This window comes from Methylophilus flavus (assembly GCF_042678905.1).
GTDB lineage: Bacteria > Pseudomonadota > Gammaproteobacteria > Burkholderiales > Methylophilaceae > Methylophilus > Methylophilus flavus.
Map to the genome: position 1 here is coordinate 68,345 of NZ_JBHTLN010000001.1, position 20,376 is coordinate 88,720.

The 20,376-nt window shown below is 49.3% G+C and carries 22 protein-coding genes, 1 tRNA gene and 1 riboswitch; of the genes, 10 read left to right on the forward strand and 13 right to left on the reverse strand.

Annotation, left to right across the window (positions count from 1 at the left end):
• Position 1: 1 nt before the first annotated feature.
• Entirely contained in the window at positions 2-646 is a 645-nt protein-coding gene (locus ACFQ2T_RS00320) for a carbonic anhydrase (RefSeq protein WP_379028935.1), read from the forward strand.
• A 67-nt stretch (positions 647-713) separates the two neighbouring features.
• Here ACFQ2T_RS00320 and fdx read toward each other — a convergent pair whose 3' ends face one another.
• The 10 genes from fdx to ACFQ2T_RS00370 all read right to left on the reverse strand — a co-directional run bounded on the left by fdx (position 714) and on the right by ACFQ2T_RS00370 (position 9,095).
• On the reverse strand, positions 714-1,055 hold the full coding sequence (gene fdx, locus ACFQ2T_RS00325; protein ID WP_379028939.1) for an ISC system 2Fe-2S type ferredoxin: 342 nt from the start codon (positions 1,053-1,055) through the stop codon (positions 714-716).
• 1 nt (position 1,056) lies between these two features.
• Positions 1,057-2,943, reverse strand: coding sequence for a Fe-S protein assembly chaperone HscA (gene hscA / locus ACFQ2T_RS00330; protein ID WP_379028942.1), 1,887 nt, complete (start codon positions 2,941-2,943; stop codon positions 1,057-1,059).
• A gap of 5 nt (positions 2,944-2,948) precedes the next feature.
• Complete coding sequence (gene hscB, locus ACFQ2T_RS00335) at positions 2,949-3,461, reverse strand: Fe-S protein assembly co-chaperone HscB (protein WP_379028945.1); 513 nt, start codon at positions 3,459-3,461, stop codon at positions 2,949-2,951.
• A gap of 94 nt (positions 3,462-3,555) precedes the next feature.
• The gene (iscA, locus tag ACFQ2T_RS00340; protein WP_379028948.1) at positions 3,556-3,879 is read right to left on the reverse strand and encodes an iron-sulfur cluster assembly protein IscA; all 324 of its coding nucleotides are present in this window, start codon (positions 3,877-3,879) and stop codon (positions 3,556-3,558) included.
• 1 nt (position 3,880) lies between these two features.
• A complete protein-coding gene (gene iscU, locus ACFQ2T_RS00345; protein WP_379028950.1) occupies positions 3,881-4,264 on the reverse strand; it encodes a Fe-S cluster assembly scaffold IscU in 384 nt (127 codons plus the stop codon).
• Between the two features lie 237 nt (positions 4,265-4,501).
• Positions 4,502-5,719, reverse strand: coding sequence for an IscS subfamily cysteine desulfurase (locus ACFQ2T_RS00350; protein ID WP_379028953.1), 1,218 nt, complete (start codon positions 5,717-5,719; stop codon positions 4,502-4,504).
• 24 nt (positions 5,720-5,743) lie between these two features.
• A complete protein-coding gene (locus ACFQ2T_RS00355; RefSeq protein ID WP_379028955.1) occupies positions 5,744-6,889 on the reverse strand; it encodes a cysteine desulfurase family protein in 1,146 nt (381 codons plus the stop codon).
• Between the two features lie 15 nt (positions 6,890-6,904).
• A complete protein-coding gene (locus tag ACFQ2T_RS00360; RefSeq protein WP_379028958.1) occupies positions 6,905-7,375 on the reverse strand; it encodes an Rrf2 family transcriptional regulator in 471 nt (156 codons plus the stop codon).
• Positions 7,376-7,504: 129 nt separating this feature from the next.
• Entirely contained in the window at positions 7,505-8,239 is a 735-nt protein-coding gene (cysE, locus tag ACFQ2T_RS00365; protein ID WP_379028961.1) for a serine O-acetyltransferase, read from the reverse strand.
• Between the two features lie 118 nt (positions 8,240-8,357).
• The gene (locus ACFQ2T_RS00370; RefSeq protein ID WP_379028964.1) at positions 8,358-9,095 is read right to left on the reverse strand and encodes an RNA methyltransferase; all 738 of its coding nucleotides are present in this window, start codon (positions 9,093-9,095) and stop codon (positions 8,358-8,360) included.
• 136 nt (positions 9,096-9,231) lie between these two features.
• On the opposite strand from ACFQ2T_RS00370, the gene ACFQ2T_RS00375 reads away from it, so the two are divergent.
• The 5 genes from ACFQ2T_RS00375 (at position 9,232) to ACFQ2T_RS00395 (ending at position 15,136) form a co-directional block, all read left to right on the forward strand.
• Positions 9,232-10,044: an inositol monophosphatase family protein gene (locus tag ACFQ2T_RS00375; RefSeq protein ID WP_379028966.1), complete on the forward strand. Its 813-nt coding sequence runs from the start codon at positions 9,232-9,234 to the stop codon at positions 10,042-10,044.
• Positions 10,045-10,485: 441 nt separating this feature from the next.
• Positions 10,486-11,868: a replicative DNA helicase gene (dnaB, locus tag ACFQ2T_RS00380; RefSeq protein ID WP_379028969.1), complete on the forward strand. Its 1,383-nt coding sequence runs from the start codon at positions 10,486-10,488 to the stop codon at positions 11,866-11,868.
• Positions 11,869-11,886: 18 nt separating this feature from the next.
• A complete protein-coding gene (gene alr, locus ACFQ2T_RS00385) occupies positions 11,887-12,954 on the forward strand; it encodes an alanine racemase (RefSeq protein WP_379028971.1) in 1,068 nt (355 codons plus the stop codon).
• 40 nt (positions 12,955-12,994) lie between these two features.
• Entirely contained in the window at positions 12,995-14,350 is a 1,356-nt protein-coding gene (radA, locus tag ACFQ2T_RS00390; protein WP_379028974.1) for a DNA repair protein RadA, read from the forward strand.
• Positions 14,351-14,851: 501 nt separating this feature from the next.
• A complete protein-coding gene (locus tag ACFQ2T_RS00395) occupies positions 14,852-15,136 on the forward strand; it encodes a hypothetical protein (RefSeq protein ID WP_379028977.1) in 285 nt (94 codons plus the stop codon).
• Between the two features lie 15 nt (positions 15,137-15,151).
• On the opposite strand, the gene hpnE is transcribed toward ACFQ2T_RS00395, so the two are convergent.
• From hpnE to hpnC, 3 genes are read right to left on the reverse strand one after another with little or no spacing between them, the layout of a single operon-like run.
• Positions 15,152-16,462, reverse strand: a complete 1,311-nt coding sequence (gene hpnE, locus ACFQ2T_RS00400; protein WP_379028980.1) for a hydroxysqualene dehydroxylase HpnE — start codon at positions 16,460-16,462, stop codon at positions 15,152-15,154.
• Positions 16,463-16,470: 8 nt separating this feature from the next.
• A complete protein-coding gene (gene hpnD / locus ACFQ2T_RS00405) occupies positions 16,471-17,307 on the reverse strand; it encodes a presqualene diphosphate synthase HpnD (protein ID WP_379028983.1) in 837 nt (278 codons plus the stop codon).
• Entirely contained in the window at positions 17,304-18,173 is an 870-nt protein-coding gene (gene hpnC / locus ACFQ2T_RS00410; RefSeq protein ID WP_379028986.1) for a squalene synthase HpnC, read from the reverse strand. The genes hpnD and hpnC overlap by 4 nt, the downstream gene beginning before the upstream one ends.
• A 75-nt stretch (positions 18,174-18,248) precedes the next feature.
• On the opposite strand from hpnC, the gene ACFQ2T_RS00415 reads away from it, so the two are divergent.
• The 4 genes from ACFQ2T_RS00415 (at position 18,249) to ACFQ2T_RS00430 (ending at position 20,035) form a co-directional block, all read left to right on the forward strand.
• Positions 18,249-19,004: an S-methyl-5'-thioinosine phosphorylase gene (locus tag ACFQ2T_RS00415; RefSeq protein ID WP_379028989.1), complete on the forward strand. Its 756-nt coding sequence runs from the start codon at positions 18,249-18,251 to the stop codon at positions 19,002-19,004.
• Positions 19,005-19,035: 31 nt separating this feature from the next.
• Positions 19,036-19,569, forward strand: coding sequence for a peptide deformylase (gene def, locus ACFQ2T_RS00420; protein ID WP_379028992.1), 534 nt, complete (start codon positions 19,036-19,038; stop codon positions 19,567-19,569).
• Positions 19,570-19,593: 24 nt separating this feature from the next.
• Positions 19,594-19,683: transfer RNA gene (locus tag ACFQ2T_RS00425), tRNA-Ser, on the forward strand.
• Between the two features lie 76 nt (positions 19,684-19,759).
• Entirely contained in the window at positions 19,760-20,035 is a 276-nt protein-coding gene (locus ACFQ2T_RS00430; protein ID WP_379028994.1) for a cupin domain-containing protein, read from the forward strand.
• A 192-nt stretch (positions 20,036-20,227) separates the two neighbouring features.
• Positions 20,228-20,331: riboswitch (TPP riboswitch) on the forward strand.
• Positions 20,332-20,376: the final 45 nt, after the last annotated feature.

The following is a 20,376-nucleotide window of genomic DNA, read 5'->3' on the forward strand; positions in this document are numbered from 1 at the left end:
TATGTACAAACACCCATTACTTGACCGTGACAAAATGACGCCACGTGAGGCACTGGATATTCTGGTTGAAGGTAACCAAAGGTTCACTTCAGAGGTGGAAGAGGAAAAAGATTTCAAGGCACTGATACAAATCACCAAAGACAAACAACATCCGTTTGCATCTTTCCTGAGTTGCAGTGATTCGCGTGCACCGGTTGAATTATTGTTTGACCAGGCCCTGGGTGATATTTTCAGTGTACGCCTGGCCGGTAATATTGCTTCAGACAAAGCGATGGGCAGCCTGGAGTTCGCCAGCAAATACCTGGGCAGCAAACTGATCGTCGTGATGGGGCATACTTCCTGTGGCGCGGTGAAAGCAGCTTGTGATGACTTCAAGGATGGCCATATCGGTGAGATCATCAACCTGATCAAACCTGCTATCCGTCATGAAAAAACCGTAGCTGATGCATCAAACCGTAATTCCAAGAATCCTGACTTTGTTGAAAAGATCAATGAATTGAATGTCAGGTACCAGATAGATACGATTATCCGCAGCAGCGATATTGTCGATGACATGATACACAGCAAGCAGATTGCGATTGTCGGTGCCATATACGATATTTCTAACGGTAAGGTGAATTTCCTGAATGATACTTACGTCGGCTAATCAACCTGTGGCGTATTAAATAAAAAAGCCGATGTCAAAACATCGGCTTTTTTGTCATGCATTTTTATTACTGATGGCCTTCTTTAGCCAGGTTGATACTGTATTTGGGGATTTCCACCGTCACATCAGCTTCCTGCAAAATCGCCTGGCAAGAAAGGCGCGAGAAAGGCTGCAAACCCCAGGCACGGTCCAGCATATCTTCTTCGTCTTCCTCAATCTCGTTCAAGGTTTTAAAACCTTCGCGCACCACCACATGGCAAGTAGTACAGGCACAGACACCACCACAGGCACTATCAATGTCGATATCATTGTTGTGCAATGCATCGCAAATAGAGGTGCCATTTTCTGCTTCAATCACAGCGCCTTTCGGGCAAAGTTCAGCGTGCGGGAGGATGGTGATTTTAGGCATATTACAGTTCCAGAGAGTCCAGGTTTTTACCCGCGAGGGCTTTTTGTACAGAAGCGTCCATGCGTTTGGCCGCAAAGTTTTCTGTCGCATGATTCAATGCTTCAGTGCCATTGTTGATGGCTTGGCTATCAGTGCCCTGGCATAAGGTATGCAAGGCATCCAGATGCGCTTGTATGGTGTCACGCTCGTCTTGTGTAATTAAGGCGCCATCTTGAACCAATGCCGCCTGAATCGCTTCTATCAGGCGTTGTGCATCCACAGTGGCTTCACGCAGCATACGTGCGGCTTTGTCAGTTTCAGCCGCGCCAAAAGAATCTTTCAGCATTGTTGTTATCTGGTCTTCGCTCAGGCCATAAGAAGGTTTGACAGTGATATTGGCTTCAACTCCGCTGCCCTGTTCGCGTGCACTGACGGAGAGCAGACCATCTGCATCTACCTGGAAGGTAACGCGAATACGCGCAGCGCCTGCCGCCATCGGCGGGATACCACGTAATTCAAAACGTGCCAGCGACCTGCAGTCAGCGACCAGTTCACGTTCACCTTGGACAACATGGATCGCCATCGCGGTCTGGCCGTCTTTGTAGGTAGTAAAATCCTGCGCGCGTGCAATCGGCAATGTCGAATTGCGGGGAATGACTTTTTCCACCAGTCCACCCATGGTTTCCAGCCCAAGTGACAATGGTGTCACATCCAGCAGCAATAAGTCCTCTTCGCTACGGTTGCCTGCCAGCACATTGGCTTGAATCGCAGCGCCTAGCGCGACTACTTTGTCCGGGTCAAGATTGGTCAGCGGTTCCTGCTGGAAGAACGCCTGCACTGCGTGGCGGATATGCGGCATGCGTGTGGCGCCACCAACCAGCACGACTCCATTGATCTCTTCCATATTCAAGCCGGCATCGCGCATGGCTTTGCGGGTAGGGCTTAAAGTCTTGCTGACCAGGTTTTCGGTCAGGGTGATAAACTGGCTAACCGTCAGCGTTTCATCCACCAGTGCGCCATTGCTGAGCTTGCACAGGATATTCGCTTCATGATTATCGGTCAGCCATTCTTTGGCCTGGCGTGATTTGGTCAACAGCAGGCGCGTATCGGCTTCGGTCAGCGGTTTGAAATCATCGGTTTTACTACGCACCTGGTCCAGTACCCAGCAGTAGATACGGTGATCGAAATCATCGCCGCCCAGCGCTGAGTCACCATTGGTTGCCAGTACTTCGAAAATGCCTTTGCTCAGGCGCAGAATGGAAATATCAAATGTGCCGCCGCCGAGGTCATAGATGACATAAATGCCTTCGGCGGCATTATCCAGGCCATAGGCGACTGCGGCAGCAGTGGGTTCATTCAATAAACGTAACACATTGAGGCCAGCCAGCCTGGCCGCATCTTTGGTAGCCTGGCGCTGGGCGTCGTCAAAGTAGGCAGGTACGGTCACGACTACGCCGGTGAGTTCGCCGCCCAAGGCTTTCTCGGCGCGAATTTTTAATGCTTTTAAAATCTCGGCTGAAATTTCGACCGGGCTTTTCAAGCCAGCCCGCGTTTTGAGTTCCAGTATGCCTTCAGAGCTGGCATTTTCGACAAAATGATAGGGAATATGCGCGCGGTCGGTGATATCGTTCAAGGCGCGTCCCATAAAACGTTTGACCGAGACGATGGTATTCACCGGATCCTGGCTTTGCGCAGCTTGTGCCTCGTGACCAACCACCACGGCATCTTCTAGGTAGCGTACAACAGAAGGCAATAAGGCATGGCCATGTTCATCATGCAATACCGTGCTCATGCCGCTACGCACAGTAGCGACCAGAGAATTAGTCGTGCCCAGGTCTATGCCTACCGCCAGCTTGTGCTGATGCGGGGCAGGGGACATGCCTGGTTCGGAAATCTGTAATAAAGCCATGAAACTTAATCTTCCAACTGAGCGATCAGTGCATTTACATCTTCGCTCACTTTATCAATAAACTGCAGTTTGCGGACTGTCATGGCGGCCTGGACAGGTGCCTGCTCAATTTCATCAGCCACTTGCTGTTGCAAGGCTTTGGCTTGAGAATTCATTTCCTTCAGCAGTGCATCCAGGGCGGCAACATCTTTGGCAAACCTGGCATCATCCATCGCTTCACGCCATTCCATCTGCGCCATCAGGAAATCAGCAGGCATGGCGGTATTGTTTTCTTCATCGATAGCAACACCTGCCAGTGTTAGCAGGTAACGTGCACGCGCAGTCGGCCGTTTCAGTGTCTGGTAAGCTTCATTCGCCAAAGTAGCCTGTTGCATGGATTGCATGCGCGTTGCCGAAGAGGCATTCACAAACTTGTCCGGGTGCACTTCAGCCAGCACTTTTCGGTAGTTGGCATCCAGCGTCGCTGAATCGATATTGAACTGCTGTGGAAGCTGGAATAAAGCGAAGTAATTTTGCATGGTTAGCAGCAAAAGCAAAAAAGAGGATGCAAAATCTAGCTAAGGGGAAACCAAAGTCAGCAAATCACGTGATTGAAGCAAGTCATTCAACGGCTTAAACCGTGAATGACTCGCCACAGCCACACTCATCTTTCACATTCGGGTTGTTAAACTTAAACCCTTCGTTCAAGCCTTCTTTCGTGAAATCCAGTTCGGTACCATCGATATACACTAGGCTTTTCGGGTCCACAATGACTTTAACGCCAAAACTTTCAAACATACTGTCTTCAGGTAGCATGTCATCGACAAATTCCAGCGTGTAAGCCATGCCGGAACAGCCGGTGGTTTTCACGCCCAGGCGTAAACCTATCCCTTTGCCACGGTTGGCCAGGAATTTTTCTACGCGTTGAGCCGCAGTTTCTGTCAGGGTAATCGCCATCTTAATTACCTTGTTTGGATTTCAGGTCAGCAATCGCAGATTTAATCGCATCTTCAGCCAGCACCGAGCAGTGGATTTTCACTGGCGGCAACGCCAACTCTTCCGCAATGGCTGAATTCTTGATTTCCTGTGCCTGGTCCAGTGTTTTACCTTTCAGCCATTCAGTGACCAGTGAGCTTGAAGCAATCGCAGAGCCGCAACCGTAGGTTTTGAACTTGGCATCTTCAATCACGCCAGCCGTGTTGACCTTGATTTGCAGTTTCATCACGTCGCCACAAGCAGGCGCACCCACCATACCGGTGCCGACTGTCGGGTCATTTTTGTCCATAGAACCTACATTACGTGGGTTTTCGTAGTGGTCCAAAACTTTATCGCTATATGCCATCTCTATACTCCTCGAAAATTAAAATGCTTCACAAACTCTGCGTTGATTCGGCTTGCCGTACTAAACGTACTGTCTGCGCCTCACCGCCTTGATTTTGTTTCGCCTTTTAATTTTTAGTTAAACTTCCATTCTTTAAAAAATTGAAGCTTTGATTGTCTGGCAAGGCGGAGGATAGCGCCGTTTAGTTTTTCTAAACAAGCTATCCGACAACGCCGCCAGGCGGTCAAAGATCAATTTTTAATGCTCTGCCCATTCTACTTTGGACAGATCAATCCCATCCTTGAACATCTCCCACAATGGCGAGAGTTCACGTAATTTGTCGATCTTGCTCTTCAACAGGTCGATTGTGTAATCGACATCTGCTTCAGTAGTAAAACGGCCAATACTGAAACGGATAGAGCTATGTGCCAGCTCATCTGAACGACCTAGAGCACGCAGCACGTAGCTTGGTTCCAGGCTGGCTGACGTACATGCAGAACCGGAAGAAACTGCAATGCCTTTAATCGCCATGATCAGTGATTCACCTTCAACAAAGTTGAAACTGACGTTCAGGTTATGCGGCACACGGTGGTCCAGATCACCGTTGACATAGGTTTCTTCAATATCCAGCAGGCCGTGCAGTAAACGGTCACGCAAGATGCGGATACGTTCGTTTTCACTTGCCATTTCTTCACGTGCAATGCGGAAGGCTTCACCCATGCCTGCAATCTGGTGCGTGGCCAGCGTGCCTGAACGCATGCCGCGTTCGTGACCGCCACCGTGCATTTGCGCTTCGATACGGATACGTGGTTTACGGCGTACATACAATGCACCAACGCCTTTAGGGCCGTAGGTTTTATGCGCTGAGAAACTCATCAGGTCAACAGGCAGTTTTTCCAGGTCAATCACGACTTTACCTGTCGCTTGTGCAGCATCCACATGAAAAATCACATTGTTTGCACGGCAGATATTACCCAGTGCTTCAATATCCTGAATCACGCCGATTTCGTTATTAACCAGCATGATAGATGCCAGCACAGTATCAGGGCGGATGGCCGCCTTGAATGTGTCAATATTAATCAGGCCATCAGCTTCCGGCTGCAAATAAGTCGCTTCGTAACCTTCGCGCTCCAGTTCACGGAATGTGTCCAGCACTGCTTTATGCTCTGTCGCAGCCGTAATGATGTGTTTGCCTTTACCTTGTGCGTAAAAGTGCGCAGCGCCTTTGATCGCAAGGTTGTTAGACTCGGTCGCGCCTGAAGTCCAAACGATTTCGCGTGGATCGGCATTGACCAGTTTGGCCACTTCTTCGCGTGCGTTTTCAACCGCTTTTTCGGCGGTCCAACCGTATGGATGGCTGCGTGAAGCAGGGTTGCCATAGTCTTCGGTCAAAAAAGGGATCATTTTTTGCGCAACACGCGGGTCTACCGGTGTGGTCGCAGAGTAATCCAGGTAAATCGGCTTTCTATCAGACATGTTCATGCTCTTTCAATAAAAATCTTATGCCGCAACGGCACTTAATCCTTTTAAGCGTTTCACTTCCTGTTGCAACGCTTTCAAAAATCCTTGTATTTCAGCTTCAGTATTGGTGTCACTCACACTGACGCGTACAGCGCCACGTGCCAGATCTGGTTCAACACCCATCGCCAGCAGTACATGGCTTGGTTCTGTACTATCACTGGAACAAGCAGAGCCACTGGCTACAGCAAAACCGGCTTTATCCAGCGCCGTTACCAGCGTTTCCCCTTCAATATTGGGGATGGCAAAAAAACTGGTGTTAGGTAACCTGTTTGCCTGCTGGCCAAATAAAGTTGCACCCAGCGTATGCAAGCCGACTTCAAGCTGCTTACGTAACCTAGATTGGGTCTCGCCACGTGTTTTCAATGTTTCGACTGCCAGTTTGCAAGCTTCAGCAAACCCTACGATACCTACCACGTTCTCAGTGCCACTGCGTAAACCACGCTCTTGTCCACCGCCATGCAACAGCGGAGCTATGTCCACACGCTTATCCAATATCAGAGCACCTACACCAACCGGTCCGCCTATCTTGTGGCTGGAGATTGTCATGGCACTGACACCTAATGCATTAAAATCCACCGCCAATTTGCCAAATGCCTGTACTGCATCCGTATGTAGGAAAGCACCATGGGCTTTTGCCACCGCTGCCAGTTCGGCAATCGGCTGTATGGCACCGGTTTCATTATTGGCCAGCATGGCTGAAACCAGGCCGGTGCGGATATTTAACTTTTGTTCAGCATCTGCCAGGTCAATCACGCCTTGAGCATCTACCCGTATCGTTTGCACTTGCCAATTATGCCAGGCGAGCGATTGTGCCGGGCGTGACACACAAGGGTGCTCAATAGCGCTGACCAGTAATTGCGTAGGTGTCAGGTTTGCTGCAATGCCTTTAACAGCGAAATTATTTGCTTCAGTGCCACCCGAGGTAAATACCACTTGTGACGCTTGCACGCCAACACAAGCAGCAATCTGTTTGCGGGCAGCTTCAACAGCATCGCGGGCATTGCGTCCATACACATGGCGGCTGGTTGCGTTGCCGGTGGTCTCAGTTAACCAGGGCAGCATCGCTTGCAAAACTTGAGGCTTTAAAGCGGTGGTGCTGTTGTGGTCAAAATAAATCGTACTCATGCGATTTAAAAAACCTTAAGCTGCAAGCGTGGCATCAGAGCCACATTTGCGTGGAGTAAAGTGCACGGTGCCCGCGCCTTTTTTCTTCTGCATTTCCACCATGTCGGCCAAGCTCACGCCAGACAGGTAATCAAGAATTTTGCCATTCAGTGATGCCCATAACTCATGCGTCATGCAGCGCCCCTCGTCATGACAGTCTTCATTGCCGCCACACTGGGTGGCATCAATCTGCTCGTCCACTGCTGTAATAATGTCAGAGACTGAAATCTCGGTATGTGCCTTGGCAATACGGTAACCACCACCAGGCCCGCGTACACTGGAAACCAGGCCTTGTTTGCGCAAGCGGCTAAACAGCTGTTCCAGGTAAGAGAGGGAAATACTTTGACGTTCGCTGATGCCAGCCAATGTGATCGGTTTGTCCGCCTCGTAAAGCGCTATGTCCAGCATCGCTGTGACAGCAAAACGTCCTTTAGTGGTTAATCGCATCTATGTAACACCTTTTAAAACAGACTTAAATTTTATAATAACCTACTAATTTAGTCAATTATTATTCAGGAAAGTTCTTTGTTCTTAAATGGCTTAAGGGCGCCGCCGGATAGTAGATGAGAGTAATTCTTATTCAGGTTTTTTGGCGAAAGCCTCACCGACGCCGGACTCAGTTTCGGCATCACTGAGCTTGGCTAACTGCGCTTTGAGTTCTGCAATATCACTTTCTTGCTTGTGCGCATGGTCGAGCAAACTGTTGATGGCGTTGATCATGGGATCATTTTCATCATTTCCTACCGCATAGGCACTGAAGCCCATTTTTTGTGCAGCACTTTGCCGTTGTTTGTTTTTTTCTTCTTCGAGGATGCGGGCAGGGATGCCGACAGCTGTTGCGCCTTCCGGAACGTCTTTCACTACTACCGCATTAGAGCCGATTTTTGCGTTTTTGCCGATGGTGATCGGACCTAACACTTTGGCGCCCGCACCAATTACCACTCCGTTTTGCAGCGTAGGGTGACGCTTGCCTTTATTCCAGCTGGTGCCACCGAGCGTGACACCATGGTACAAGGTACAGTCATCGCCAATAATGGCTGTCTCGCCGATGACCACACCCATGCCATGGTCGATAAACACGCGATGGCCAATCATCGCGCCAGGATGGATTTCAATACCGGTGATCCAACGGCCGAAATGAGACAGCAAACGGCCAAACCAGTATAAGCGGTGCGTCCATAACCAGTGGCTGACCCGGTGGATAATCAAGGCGTGTACGCCAGGGTAGGTCGTGAGGATTTCAAAGTGTGTACGTGCCGCCGGATCGCGGTCAAACACTATAGAGATATCTTCTTTGAGGTGATCAAACATGCGCGCATTATGCCATAAGTTAGTAAGACAGCCGCAAAGGCAGGTTTGGGGCTGAGTGCTGGAGTTACCCCGTAAAGCTTAGTGTTCTGGATCGAGGGTTATTTCAAGATTGTGATGCTTAGTACTTTTTATGCTTCTTGGGAGTTACCGATAGCGTCAGAATGCCACGCAGCAGATTCACTTCTTCTTTTTCCAGCCTTGTTCGTCCATATAAACGGCGCAGGCGCTCAAACAGTTTTTTTGGCGCACGCGGGTTGATATAGCCTATATGCTCCAACACTTCGCGCATATGCTCATAAAAGCGTTCCAGGTCATCTTGCGTCGCCAGCTCAGATGGTTTTTCTTGGTAGTGCAGTTCGCCGGTAGTCAACGCCATACGCACTTCGTAACTCATGATCTGTACCGCTTGTGCCAGGTTAAGCGAGGTGTATTCCGGATTGGCGGGAATTGTAGCTAATACGTGACACAGATCAGCCTCTGCATTACTCAGACCGCTCATCTCGGTGCCAAACACCAAAGCCACCTGGCTATGTTCAGCAGTCGTTTTCACTACTTGCGCAGCCTCACGTACAGTCATCACTTGCTGAGACAGAGAACGTTCTTTGCCGCTGACACCGATGACAAACTGGCAGTCGGCCAGGGCCTCTTCCAAGGTTTGTGTCACCACTGCGCGCTCAAGCACGCCAGCCGCATTCACAGCTAACGACGTCGCCTCAGGGTCAGGGAAGTGCTTTGGCCTGACTAAGTATAGACGGTCCAGCCCCATGGTTTTCATGGCACGGGCAGTGGAGCCAATGTTGCCGGGATGGCTGGTCTGGCAAAGTACAACGCGGATATTATTGAAGAGGGTTGTCATGAGTCTGGCTGGTTGAGATGATAAAACTGGCGCGTGCTAATTGAATTTCTTATTCAATTTAAAGTGCAATTCATTTTGTGAACGCATGATAAAACGTTAAAATGCTATTTTATCAGTTGATCCTCCCAAATACAGCATGCATCCTACCCTAAATGTCGCCATTCGCGCTGCGCGTGAAGCTGGCAAAATCATTAACCGTGCCGCCCAGGATATTGGCGCCTTAAAAATCGAACAAAAGGATACTAATGACTTCGTCAGTGAAGTCGACCGCGGTGCTGAACAAGCGATCATCGATATCTTGAAAGATGCTTATCCAAAACATGGCTTTCTGGGTGAAGAAAGCGGCAAATCCAATGCTGAAGCAGAAAGTATCTGGATCATAGACCCACTGGATGGCACCACCAACTTTTTGCATGGTTTCCCGGCTTACTGTATTTCGATAGCCTTGCAGGAAAAAGGCGTGCTCACTCAAGCGGTGATTTATGATCCGGTACGTAATGACCTTTTCACTGCCACCAGGGGCAGCGGTGCATTTTTGAATAATCGCCGTATCCGCGTGACCCAGCGTGCCAGATTGCAAGAGGCTTTGCTCTCTACCGGCTTTCCGTTCAAGGATTTCAGCTATCTCGAAACCTACATCAACATTTTCCGTGACATGGCAAAGAAAACCTCGGGCTTGCGCCGCCCAGGGTCCGCTGCACTTGATTTAGCTTATGTTGCGGCAGGATTTTCTGATGGTTTCTTTGAAATCAACTTGTCACCTTGGGATATTGCTGCTGGCGCTTTGCTGGTGCAGGAAGCTGGCGGGATTGTGGGTGACTTTGAAGGTAATGAGAGCTGGTTACGGACCGGGAATATCGTCGCGGCGAACCCGAAGGTGTTCGGGCAGATGTTGCAGGTAATTGCACCGCATTTGACGGAGCGGATTAAGACACCGACCTTGGAATAGTCAGATAATTTTTGCGCTTAATAAACCCGGATAGAAATGTCCGGGTTTATTTTTTTGCTTGAGGCGTTTGGTTAAAAGGTAATTCTTTTATTTGGAATCTGATTAAATTGGTAATGTTTTCTTTCTCCCTTAGGCGAGTTACTTTTCTTGCTTGCCCAAAGAATAAGTAACCAAAAGAACGCTCAAAGCTTCTAAAGAAACACCGGCTAGATACTTTGACTGGAAGAGAGGTATTTACTTATTTAATGCGAACTGCCTGTGTTCCGTCCGTCGCCGGAATGACGGTTTTTGTAGCGCTCGCCATTTACGTCTAATTCACTCATTCTCTGATTCAACTGAAATGCTCATCCTCAACCATAATCAGCTCACTTTTACCTGCCTTGACCCAGAGTTAATTCTAAAACTCGAAAAAGCGGATTCGCTTTTCGGTATAATCGCCAGATGGCTGACGAACAACTAGAATTTCTCAAACTCCCTCCGCATTCCATCGAAGCCGAACAATCCGTCCTCGGCGGGCTGTTGCTGGACAACGAAGCCCTGGACAAAATCGCCGATATTTTATCCGGCCAGGATTTCTATCAGCATGATCATAAACTGATTTATGAACATATTACCAAGCTGATTGAGCGCAATCATCCGGCAGATATTGTCACAGTCGCTGAATCTCTGGAAAGTTCAGCAGAGCTCACTACCATTGGCGGCGTTGCCTATCTTGGCGCACTGGCGCAAAACACGCCTACAGCGGCAAACATCCGCCGTTATGCCGAAATTGTGCGCGAACGCTTCGTTATGCGCCAACTGGTCACCGTGGGAACGGGGATCGCTGAAAGTGCTTACTTGCCGAACGGGCGTAACGCACAACAATTGCTGGATGAGGCTGAGGCCAAGATTTTCCAGATTGCTGAAGGCGGCAATCGCAAGAGTCAGGGCTTTCTGGGTATGCAGGTATTATTGCCACAAGTGGCTGACCGTATTGATTACCTGTATTCACGTGAAAACCATTCCGATGTCACCGGTATTCCGACTGGCTTTACTGACCTGGATTCAATGACTTCTGGGCTGCAGGGTGGTGATATGGTGATTATTGCCGGGCGTCCATCCATGGGTAAAACTGCGTTTGCGATCAATATTGCCGAGAACGTAGCGCTGAATACCAATAAAGCGGTGGCGATTTTCTCGATGGAGATGGGTGCTACGCAGCTGACCACACGTATGATTGGTTCGATTGGCCGCCTTGACCAGCACAAGATGCGTAACGGTAACCTGGAAGACGAAGACTGGGAAAAACTGACCACCGCTTTAGGTAAGCTGAACGAAGCACCGATTTATATCGATGAAGGGGCTGGCTTAAGCAGTTTTGATGTGCGCGCACGTGCACGCCGTTTGCACCGCCAGACCGGCGAATTAGGGTTGATCGTGATCGACTATTTGCAGTTGATGAGTTCACCGGCAGGTCGCCAGGGTGAGAACCGGGCTACAGAAATCTCTGAAATCTCACGTTCGCTTAAAGCATTGGCGAAAGAGCTGGATGTACCACTGATTGCCATTTCACAGCTGAACCGAAGCGTGGACCAGCGCCCGGACAAGCGTCCTGTGATGAGTGACTTGCGGGAATCCGGCGCGATTGAGCAGGATGCTGACTTGATCATGTTCGTATACCGCGACGAGTACTACAACCCGGACAGTGCTGAAAAAGGCACTGCGGAGATTATTATTGCCAAGCAGCGTAACGGCCCGATCGGCCGTGTGCGCCTGACCTTTATGGGTGCGCATACGCGCTTTATGGATTACGCGAACGCCGCGTACATGCCAGACGAATACTAACGCGCTGAATTTTTCAATATGCGTCCTATCGTCGCTTATATTTCCGAAAAAGCATTTGCACATAACCTGACACAAGTCAGGCGTTATGCGCCACATTCAAAAGTCATTTCTGTGGTTAAAGCAAATGCCTATGGTCATGGTTTGCTGAATGCTGCGCGAGGCTTGAAAGAAACAGATGCATTTGGCGTGCTAAATATCAGTGAGGCAGTGACCTTGCGTGATGCCGGTTACCAGCATCCTATCCTGTTGCTAGAAGGTATTTTCTCTGCCAAAGACATGGGTCTGGTGGATCGCTACAAACTGGATACCGTCATCTCCCATCGCGCTCAGTTGCAATGGTTACTCGAAAGCCAGCCTAATATCCCTTTACGGGTGTACCTTAAGCTTGATAGTGGCATGCATAGGCTGGGCTTCCAGCCTGCCGACTACCAGGCTGCACTGGATCAATTAGCGACTAGTGCAAATGTCAGTGAAATCATACTGATGACCCATTTTGCCAATTCTGATCTGGTCGACGGCGTCACGCAAGCCATGCTGAAAGTGGAGCAGGCAATGACTGCGCAGCCATATAAACGCTCGCTCGCCAATTCTGCTGCCGTTATCCAGCAGCCGCAGACACATGCTGATTGGGTGCGCCCTGGCATCATGCTGTATGGCGCAACCCCGATTGCAGAGAAATCCGCTGTCTCGCTTGGATTACACCCGGTGATGACACTGCAATCCGGCCTGATCGGGGTGCAGGAGATTGAAGCTGGTGAAAGTGTAGGCTACGGTAGCTTATTCACTGCAGACAAACCGACCCGTGTTGGCATAGTCGCTTGCGGTTATGCCGATGGCTATCCCCGCCATGCACCTACTGGTACGCCTGTTGCAGTGAATGGCGTGCTCACCCGCACATTAGGCCGAGTTTCAATGGATATGCTGGCGGTAGATATTACGGATATTACAGAAGCCAAGATCGGTAGTGCCGTGGAGCTATGGGGCAATCTGGTGCCGGTAGACGCAGTCGCACAAAGCAGTGGCACTATCGGTTATGAATTGCTATGTGCAGTGACTGCTCGCGTGCCCATGCACGTGATTGATTAACAAATAATAGCCTCACCCAATAAGCATAATCAAGGTTTTCATGGCTAAAGCAAAAACACAATATACCTGTACCGAATGTGGTGCTAGCGAGCCTAAATGGCAGGGGCAGTGCCCTAGTTGTCATGCCTGGAATACCCTGGTGGAAACGGTGCCGGAAACCGTTACCCAAAGCCGCTTTGCCAGTTTGGCACCCACGGCACAGTTGCAGAAACTGGCGGATGTTGAAGCGCAGGATGTCTCGCGTCAGCAGACTGGTATTGCTGAATTTGATCGCGTATTAGGCGGTGGTTTGGTAGCGGGTGGGGTGGTGCTGATTGGTGGGGATCCCGGCATCGGTAAATCTACACTGTTGCTGCAAACAGTCTGCAAGGTGTCACAGAACCTGAAATCGTTTTATATCAGCGGCGAAGAGTCTGCGCAGCAGATTGCCATGCGGGCAAAACGGCTTGGGCTGGATGCCAGCCAGGTGGATGTACTGGCTGAAATCAATCTGGAAAAAATAAGCCAGGTATTGCAGCAGCATCAGCCTGATCTGGTGATTATTGATTCAATCCAAACCGTGTATTCTGAAGCGTTGCAATCCGCGCCAGGTTCGGTGGCGCAAGTGCGTGAATGTAGCGCGCAACTCACACGCATCGCCAAGCAATTGGGCATCAGCATGATACTGGTCGGCCATGTCACCAAAGAAGGTTCATTGGCAGGCCCGCGGGTGCTGGAGCATATTGTGGATAGCGTGCTCTACTTCGAAGGTGACCAGAATTCGAGTTTCAGGCTGATCCGTGCCTTTAAGAATCGTTTCGGTGCGGTGAACGAGCTGGGCGTGTTTGCCATGACCGAAAAAGGCCTGCGGGAAGTCAGTAACCCGTCTGCCCTGTTTTTGTCGCATCACGATACCCCTGTGCCAGGGTCATGCATCACAGTGACGCAAGAGGGCACCCGTCCCTTATTGGTTGAAATACAGGCATTGGTTGATACCTCCCATGCCCCGAACCCCAAGCGCCTGTGCGTGGGATTAGAGCAGAACCGCTTGGCGATGCTGCTGGCTGTGTTGCATCGTCATGCCGGTGTCGCGTGTTTCGATCAGGATGTTTTTATCAACGCAGTGGGCGGCGTGAAAATCAGCGAGCCCGCCGTGGATTTGGCTGTACTGTTGTCGATAGTTTCATCCTTTAAAAATAAGCCATTGCTAAACAAATTAATTGTGTTTGGCGAAGTAGGGCTGGCGGGAGAAGTCCGGCCAGTGCAACGCGGTCAAGAGCGTTTAAAAGAAGCTGCCAAGCTGGGATTTACCCATGCGATTATCCCCAAAGCCAATGCGCCTAAAGGCGGCGTGCCTGGGTTGCATATTGATGCGATTGACAGGCTGGAACAAGCTATCGATTTGTGGCGTGGATAAAAAAATGGCAACGATGTCAGGGAGTGGCATCGTTGCCTGGAGTGGTGGTTGTTCAGAAGAGGTTGAACAGCCACAGGGAAGTGGGTTTGATATTTGATAATCTAGCTTCGCGATTTATCTGCCTTTAGTTTTTTCAATTTTATTCACTGTGCCAACAGGCATTTCCAGGGCAACTGCCCGCTATACATAAAATCCTGTTTTATTCTTAACTGAGCATTTTTAAAAACTTCGTATTGATTCATGACTGCGTATTGATTCCAGTGAGTGCAGTATAAGAAATCTGGACTGGCGGGTCAGTTACAAAGCGCCCGGTTTTGTAGCAGTTTGTAGCCGTCTGGATACAAGTCTGGCAAAGGCTTGGCCTTAAATCGGCACGGTTTTTTCACAAAATCTTCATGAAACTATATGGTTCGTTTCTTGCCTTATCATATGTGTGCCTATAACACACCAATATGACAATAATATGACGTGATGTAATAAAGGTGGAAATGGAGAGAAACAATGAAAAAAACGCTAATACTGATTCCCTTGCTGTTATCTGCTTGCGCAAGTAACCAGCCAACCCCACACGCTACCAGCGATGGAAAGCCCGGCTATAAACTGACCTGTAGTGAATTCAATACCACGCTGGAGCAATGCAAGGCAAAAGCCAGTGAGAATTGTTCACACGGTTTTGAGGTTGATCCGCATCTTTCTTTTCGTGAGACTTATCCCGATGCGGGTGATGGTATCTATGTCCCTGCCAGAAACCATTTGGTAGTAGGCTGTAAAGATCCGCAAGCTTGAGGCTTGCTGATGTAGTCAGGTCTTGGCCACTATCAGATTGGCAGCCGCGACTCCACTTCTGACAGCGCCTTCAATGGTGGCTGGATAGGGACCAGCAGTATAATCACCCGCAAGGTAGATATGCGGCTGTGTAGTCTTGTTTTGCGGGCGATTTAGATCTGGCGTGCAACTGAATGTGGCGCGCTTCTCGGTAATGATTTGCGTCCACAATGGCGCTGCTTCAAGTTGCATATCATGCGATGACAATGCCTGATTCAACTCACTGATACATTGCTGTATCAATACTGTCTTGTCACCAGTTAATGGCCCATGCGCACTGATCACTATCGCCAGCAAACCTGCCTGGTCACAGCATTGTCCCCTGTCAAATACCCATTGTGCCAGACCGCCATACAATCCCATGACTGGGTAGGGTAGCCTGAAATGAGTCGAATATTGCAGGTACACCGTGGTGATAGGCTGGTATTCAAATTTCGGCACTGTAATGTCGCAAGCCACGGTTTTCAATTGATGCGGGCCTACAGCCAGAATCACATCATCGAATAACTGTGTGCCTTCTGAAGTTTCCAGCACGCAATGTGAGTGTTCGTTTTTGACTGAAATCACAGGTGTGCGCAGTGATATCTTGCCACCTGAGAGGGTGATTTTCTCTAGCAAAGGCTCAATCAAGCTATTGGATAAATCCGACTTCAGGATCAGAAAGTCACTGTCTGAACGCTTTTGTTGGAAGCTGTCACGCAATACATTCAGAAATATTAGCGCACTGGCAATCTGGATAGGGGTATTCAATGCGGCCAGGCACAAAGGCTCCCATAAGGTCTGGATTGCCGTTTCTGTTTGCCGGCCTTGCTGTAATAGATTTTCAACCGTGGTATCTTGCCCCAGGGTAAATGCAGATTTTTTTAACCGCAACATCCAGCAGATGGCTTGCCATTTATCGTTAGCAGTCAATCCACGCGCGGTGAGCAATCCCCACAATAAATGCAGGGGAGCAGGTAACCAGCTGGGTGTGACAAGAGACATGCGATCCGCGCCATGATGCATATGCAACGCCAGCGGCAAGCGGGTAAAGAGATGCTTGGGATTCAGGCCAGCTTCGCCTAATAATGAGAGTGTGGCCTGATAAGCGCCTATACATAAATGCTGGCCATTATCCAACATGGTTTCAACATGCGGGACGCCACGCGCACGGCCACCGGCTTGCGGGGCAGCTTCAAATAACGATACCTGGTGTCCTGAGCTCAGCAAGGTGTGTGCGGCAGCCAGCCCGGCCAGCCCGGCACCGACAACCGCGATATTACGGGGTGGAGGCGTATGGTTAAGCATTCAGTGCATCAGCGGCGTTTAAACCATACACCCAGTGCCAGTTTCAATTTCCTGAAAGGCGGCAACATGACTTTGTGGTTGAGCACCAGATTAGGGTCTTGCTTGATTTCCCGCAGTAATGCGCGGTAAATGGCTGCCATCATCAGGCCAGGTAGCTGGGTTTTGATATCAGCTTCTGGCAACTGGTTGATGGCTTTGTCATAAAACATTTCTGCACGCTCAATCTGTCTGAGTAATAAAGCCTGTGTCTGTGCAGATACTTGGCTTTGCAGTAACTGCTGTTCAGTCACGCCTGCTTTTTCCAGTTCATCAATCGGGATATAAATCCTGCCGCGGCGCGCGTCTTCGCCAATATCGCGAATGATATTGGTTAGCTGGAAAGCCATCCCCAGGTCATGCGCATAGCCCAGGGTAGATTTATCACTGTAGCCGAAAATCTGCGCCGAGAGCAGGCCGACGACGCTGGCGACGCGGTAGCAATATAATGCCAGTTGCTCAAAATCGGCATAGCGGTTGTACTGCGTATCCATTTGCATGCCATCGATAATTTCTATGAAATGCGCTTCTTGCAAGCCAAATTCTTCCACCACTGGCTTCAATGCCTTGGTGACCGGGTGTTGCGGCACTTCATGAAACAGGCGATGAATCTCCTGTTTCCACCATTGCAGCTTGGTTTGTGCGATCTGGTAGTCGGTACATTCATCAACGACATCATCGACTTCACGGCAAAACGCATACAGTGCCGTCATGGCTTCGCGTTTGTGTTTGGGTAAAAACAAAAAACTCAGGGTAAAGCTGGAGCCGCTTTGTTTGGTTTTCTGCTGGCAGTATTGTTGCGGGGTCATTGTTTAAAGAGGGCTTTCAGCAAAATAATCGGCCAATCAAAAGCATTTAATGTCGGACGGTGGTGGTAAATATCGCCACGACAACGTTTTAATTTATAAATAATCCGTTCACCACCCGCGACTATCATGCGCAGTTCGAATCCGATACGGCCAGTCAAACGTCGGCTAAGCGGCTTACCTGCAAGCAGTAATTGCTCGGCACGGGCGACATTGTACAAAAAGAATGCCTGCCAGGTGCTATCCAGTCGCTGATTACGTAAATCCATTTCTGTCATGCCTGCCACCTGCATTTCGTCCTGACACAAGTATATGCGCCCGGTCTGGCCATGCTTTTGCAGATCGATGGCAATGTCCTGGTAAAAATTGATCAGTTGCAAAGCGGTGCAAATCTGGTCTGACCATTGCCGGTTTTGCGCTGTATCAGCACCATATAATTGCAGCATCAACCTGCCCACCGGGTTGGCTGAGCGACGGCAATAATCCAGTAACTCTTCAAAATTGGCGTAGCGGGTTTTAACGACATCCTGCTTAAAGGCACTGATTAAATCCAGCAGGGATTGCACTTCAAGCTTGTGTGTTCTAACCACTTGTTGCAGCGTTTTAAACTGCAGGCGTTCAGCCTGAATATAGGCCTGGATCAGTAATAACTCATCTTCATAAGATTGTAGTGCCTGCAAACGCTCGGTTTCACCGGCATCACCTTCATCGGCAATGTCATCCGCTTCTCGCGCAAACTGGTAAATCACACTAACCGCATAGCGTAAATGTGCGGGGAGCAACAATGAGGCTACCGGGAAATTCTCATAATGTGTATGCGCCAGCGGCACGCTGGCCGGTGCTGTCACTGGCTTGGAAAAGGCTTGCATGGCTTAAGTATGCCATAAATCCGTGATACGCTTATACCTTGGATATAACCAGCGTTAATAGAGAGAGATCATAGGATGTTAGGCATTATTGGGGGCACCGGGCTGACAGAGCTCACCAATCTGAATATTTCAAAACGCCTGATTGTACGTACACCGTATGGCAAACCTTCGCAACCTTTGGTCTTTGGTGAAATCAATGGCAAAGAAGTGGTGTTTCTCGCGCGTCACGGCGGCGGGCATACCATTCCACCACATGCAGTAAATTACCGCGCTAATATATGGGCGTTGCATTCGGTGGGTGTGAGAGACTTGCTGGCAGTAGCGACAGTAGGGGGTATTTCACAACACCTTATTCCTGGCGATATCGTTTTGCCTAACCAGATTCTGGATTACACCTATGGCCGGGATAACACCTACCACGACGGTGTGGAGTTGCCGGTAAGGCACATTGATTTCACCCAGCCGTATTCACAAGCCATGCGTGAGCGCTGCCAGAAAGCAGCTCTGGATGCCGGCTGTGGATTGGTGGAAGGGGGCGTTTATGCCTGCGTACAAGGGCCGCGACTGGAAACCGCTGCTGAAATTAACCGCTATGAGCGCGATGGCGCAACCGTTGTGGGTATGACCGGTATGCCGGAAGCGGTACTGGCACGCGAACTGGGTGTTTCCTATGCGGCACTTTGCCCGGTAGCTAATTTTGCAGCCGGTCGCGGCGATAGCGCGCAAGCCATTCATTTTGAGCAGGTGATGCCTTTGTTGCAGCAAACCATGGAAAAAGTGAAGTGTGTGATTGCGCAATATTTGTCTGACCACAACTGCGCAACCGTGTGATCGGTTTTTTGAAATCTAATGGAGCCTGATCATGGCTATTAAACCAGTGCTCAGAATGGGCGACCCGGTGTTGTATCAAGTGGCTGAAAAAGTCATCGAGTTTGATACGCCAGACTTGCATGCATTGATACAAGACATGCATGACACCATGACTGATATGAATGGGGCCGGGATTGCCGCGCCCCAAATTGGCGTGAGTTTGCAGGTAGTCATGTTCGGTGTCGGCAAAAATCCGCGTTACCCGGATGCTGAGGAAGTGCCATTCACTATCCTGATCAATCCTGAGCTCATACCTGTTGGAAACGAAGAGGAAGATGGCTGGGAAGGGTGCTTGTCGGTACCCGGGATGCGAGGTGTTGTTCCAAGGTTTCAGCATTTACGTTATAAAGGTTTTGACCCGCAAGGTAATGTGATAGATCGCACGGTAAGCGGTTTCCATGCAAGGGTAGTGCAGCACGAGTGTGACCATCTTTTTGGCATACTTTACCCGATGCGTATCCGCGATCTTACAAAATTTGGCTTTAATGATGTACTTTTTCCTGGAATAACGCTTCCAGATGACTGATTGTTTGCTATAATTCTGCCTTCCGGAAGAGTGGCAGAGCGGTTTAATGCTACAGTCTTGAAAACTGTCGAGGGTTCACGCCCTCCGTGAGTTCGAATCTCACCTCTTCCGCCAGTTACCAAGATGCCGCATGATTGCGGCATTTCTATTTAAAGTTTTATAGTCACTTTAATTTATTAAGGAATTTGTCATGACTCAAATCATCATCGACCACAATCCATCTGAAGAAAAATTGAAAGATCTGGGCGTAAAAAGCTGGAATACCTGGGATTGCGCACCTTCAAAATTCCCATTGGACTTCACAATGACTGAAAAAGCCTATGTGTTGGAAGGCGAATTCAAAGTGACTCCACAAGGTGGCGACACAGTAACGATCAAGGCTGGCGACTATGTTGAGTTTCCAAAAGGCCTGAAATCCCAGTGGGAAGTCGTTAAACAATTGAAAAAACACTACAAACACTTCTAATCAGAAGTTGTAGCAAATATTCAATAAAAAAACCCTGCATTGCAGGGTTTTTTGTTTTTTAGCCTTCAATATGACTTGAGACTGGCTCGAATCATTAAACTTTGCAAAATGACAACGGATTTAGACGCAAACCAGCATCAATCTCTAGTCAAGTGACTGATATCAAACTACAATCTTACCCTGATTGAAAAATCAACCGCCTTGGGGTGGCTAACGCCTGAGATCTCGCGCAAGCGAGGAACCCAATGAACCTGACCCAGATAATGCTGGCGTAGGGACAGGCAGAGCATCTACAACGCAAAAGTTTTTGGTTTGTTGTCCCTCAACAAACCTACTCACGT

Excerpts from the sequence above, each read along its gene's own strand:
- fdx (WP_379028939.1), bottom strand. The coding sequence starts at position 1,055 with ATGCCTAAAATCACCATCCTCCCGCACGCTGAACTTTGCCCGAAAGGC.
- ACFQ2T_RS00395 (WP_379028977.1), top strand. The coding sequence starts at position 14,852 with ATGAAAAAAACGCTAATACTGATTCCCTTGCTGTTATCTGCTTGCGCA.
- ACFQ2T_RS00375 (WP_379028966.1), top strand. The coding sequence starts at position 9,232 with ATGCATCCTACCCTAAATGTCGCCATTCGCGCTGCGCGTGAAGCTGGC.
- ACFQ2T_RS00355 (WP_379028955.1), bottom strand. The coding sequence starts at position 6,889 with ATGAGTACGATTTATTTTGACCACAACAGCACCACCGCTTTAAAGCCT.
- hpnC (WP_379028986.1), bottom strand. The coding sequence starts at position 18,173 with ATGCAAGCCTTTTCCAAGCCAGTGACAGCACCGGCCAGCGTGCCGCTG.
- hscB (WP_379028945.1), bottom strand. The coding sequence starts at position 3,461 with ATGCAAAATTACTTCGCTTTATTCCAGCTTCCACAGCAGTTCAATATC.
- iscA (WP_379028948.1), bottom strand. The coding sequence starts at position 3,879 with ATGGCGATTACCCTGACAGAAACTGCGGCTCAACGCGTAGAAAAATTC.
- ACFQ2T_RS00320 (WP_379028935.1), top strand. The coding sequence starts at position 2 with ATGTACAAACACCCATTACTTGACCGTGACAAAATGACGCCACGTGAG.
- ACFQ2T_RS00360 (WP_379028958.1), bottom strand. The coding sequence starts at position 7,375 with ATGCGATTAACCACTAAAGGACGTTTTGCTGTCACAGCGATGCTGGAC.
- hscA (WP_379028942.1), bottom strand. The coding sequence starts at position 2,943 with ATGGCTTTATTACAGATTTCCGAACCAGGCATGTCCCCTGCCCCGCAT.
- ACFQ2T_RS00415 (WP_379028989.1), top strand. The coding sequence starts at position 18,249 with ATGTTAGGCATTATTGGGGGCACCGGGCTGACAGAGCTCACCAATCTG.
- radA (WP_379028974.1), top strand. The coding sequence starts at position 12,995 with ATGGCTAAAGCAAAAACACAATATACCTGTACCGAATGTGGTGCTAGC.
- def (WP_379028992.1), top strand. The coding sequence starts at position 19,036 with ATGGCTATTAAACCAGTGCTCAGAATGGGCGACCCGGTGTTGTATCAA.
- alr (WP_379028971.1), top strand. The coding sequence starts at position 11,887 with ATGCGTCCTATCGTCGCTTATATTTCCGAAAAAGCATTTGCACATAAC.
- hpnE (WP_379028980.1), bottom strand. The coding sequence starts at position 16,462 with ATGCTTAACCATACGCCTCCACCCCGTAATATCGCGGTTGTCGGTGCC.
- ACFQ2T_RS00430 (WP_379028994.1), top strand. The coding sequence starts at position 19,760 with ATGACTCAAATCATCATCGACCACAATCCATCTGAAGAAAAATTGAAA.
- hpnD (WP_379028983.1), bottom strand. The coding sequence starts at position 17,307 with ATGACCCCGCAACAATACTGCCAGCAGAAAACCAAACAAAGCGGCTCC.
- ACFQ2T_RS00370 (WP_379028964.1), bottom strand. The coding sequence starts at position 9,095 with ATGACAACCCTCTTCAATAATATCCGCGTTGTACTTTGCCAGACCAGC.
- ACFQ2T_RS00350 (WP_379028953.1), bottom strand. The coding sequence starts at position 5,719 with ATGTCTGATAGAAAGCCGATTTACCTGGATTACTCTGCGACCACACCG.
- iscU (WP_379028950.1), bottom strand. The coding sequence starts at position 4,264 with ATGGCATATAGCGATAAAGTTTTGGACCACTACGAAAACCCACGTAAT.
- dnaB (WP_379028969.1), top strand. The coding sequence starts at position 10,486 with ATGGCTGACGAACAACTAGAATTTCTCAAACTCCCTCCGCATTCCATC.
- cysE (WP_379028961.1), bottom strand. The coding sequence starts at position 8,239 with ATGTTTGATCACCTCAAAGAAGATATCTCTATAGTGTTTGACCGCGAT.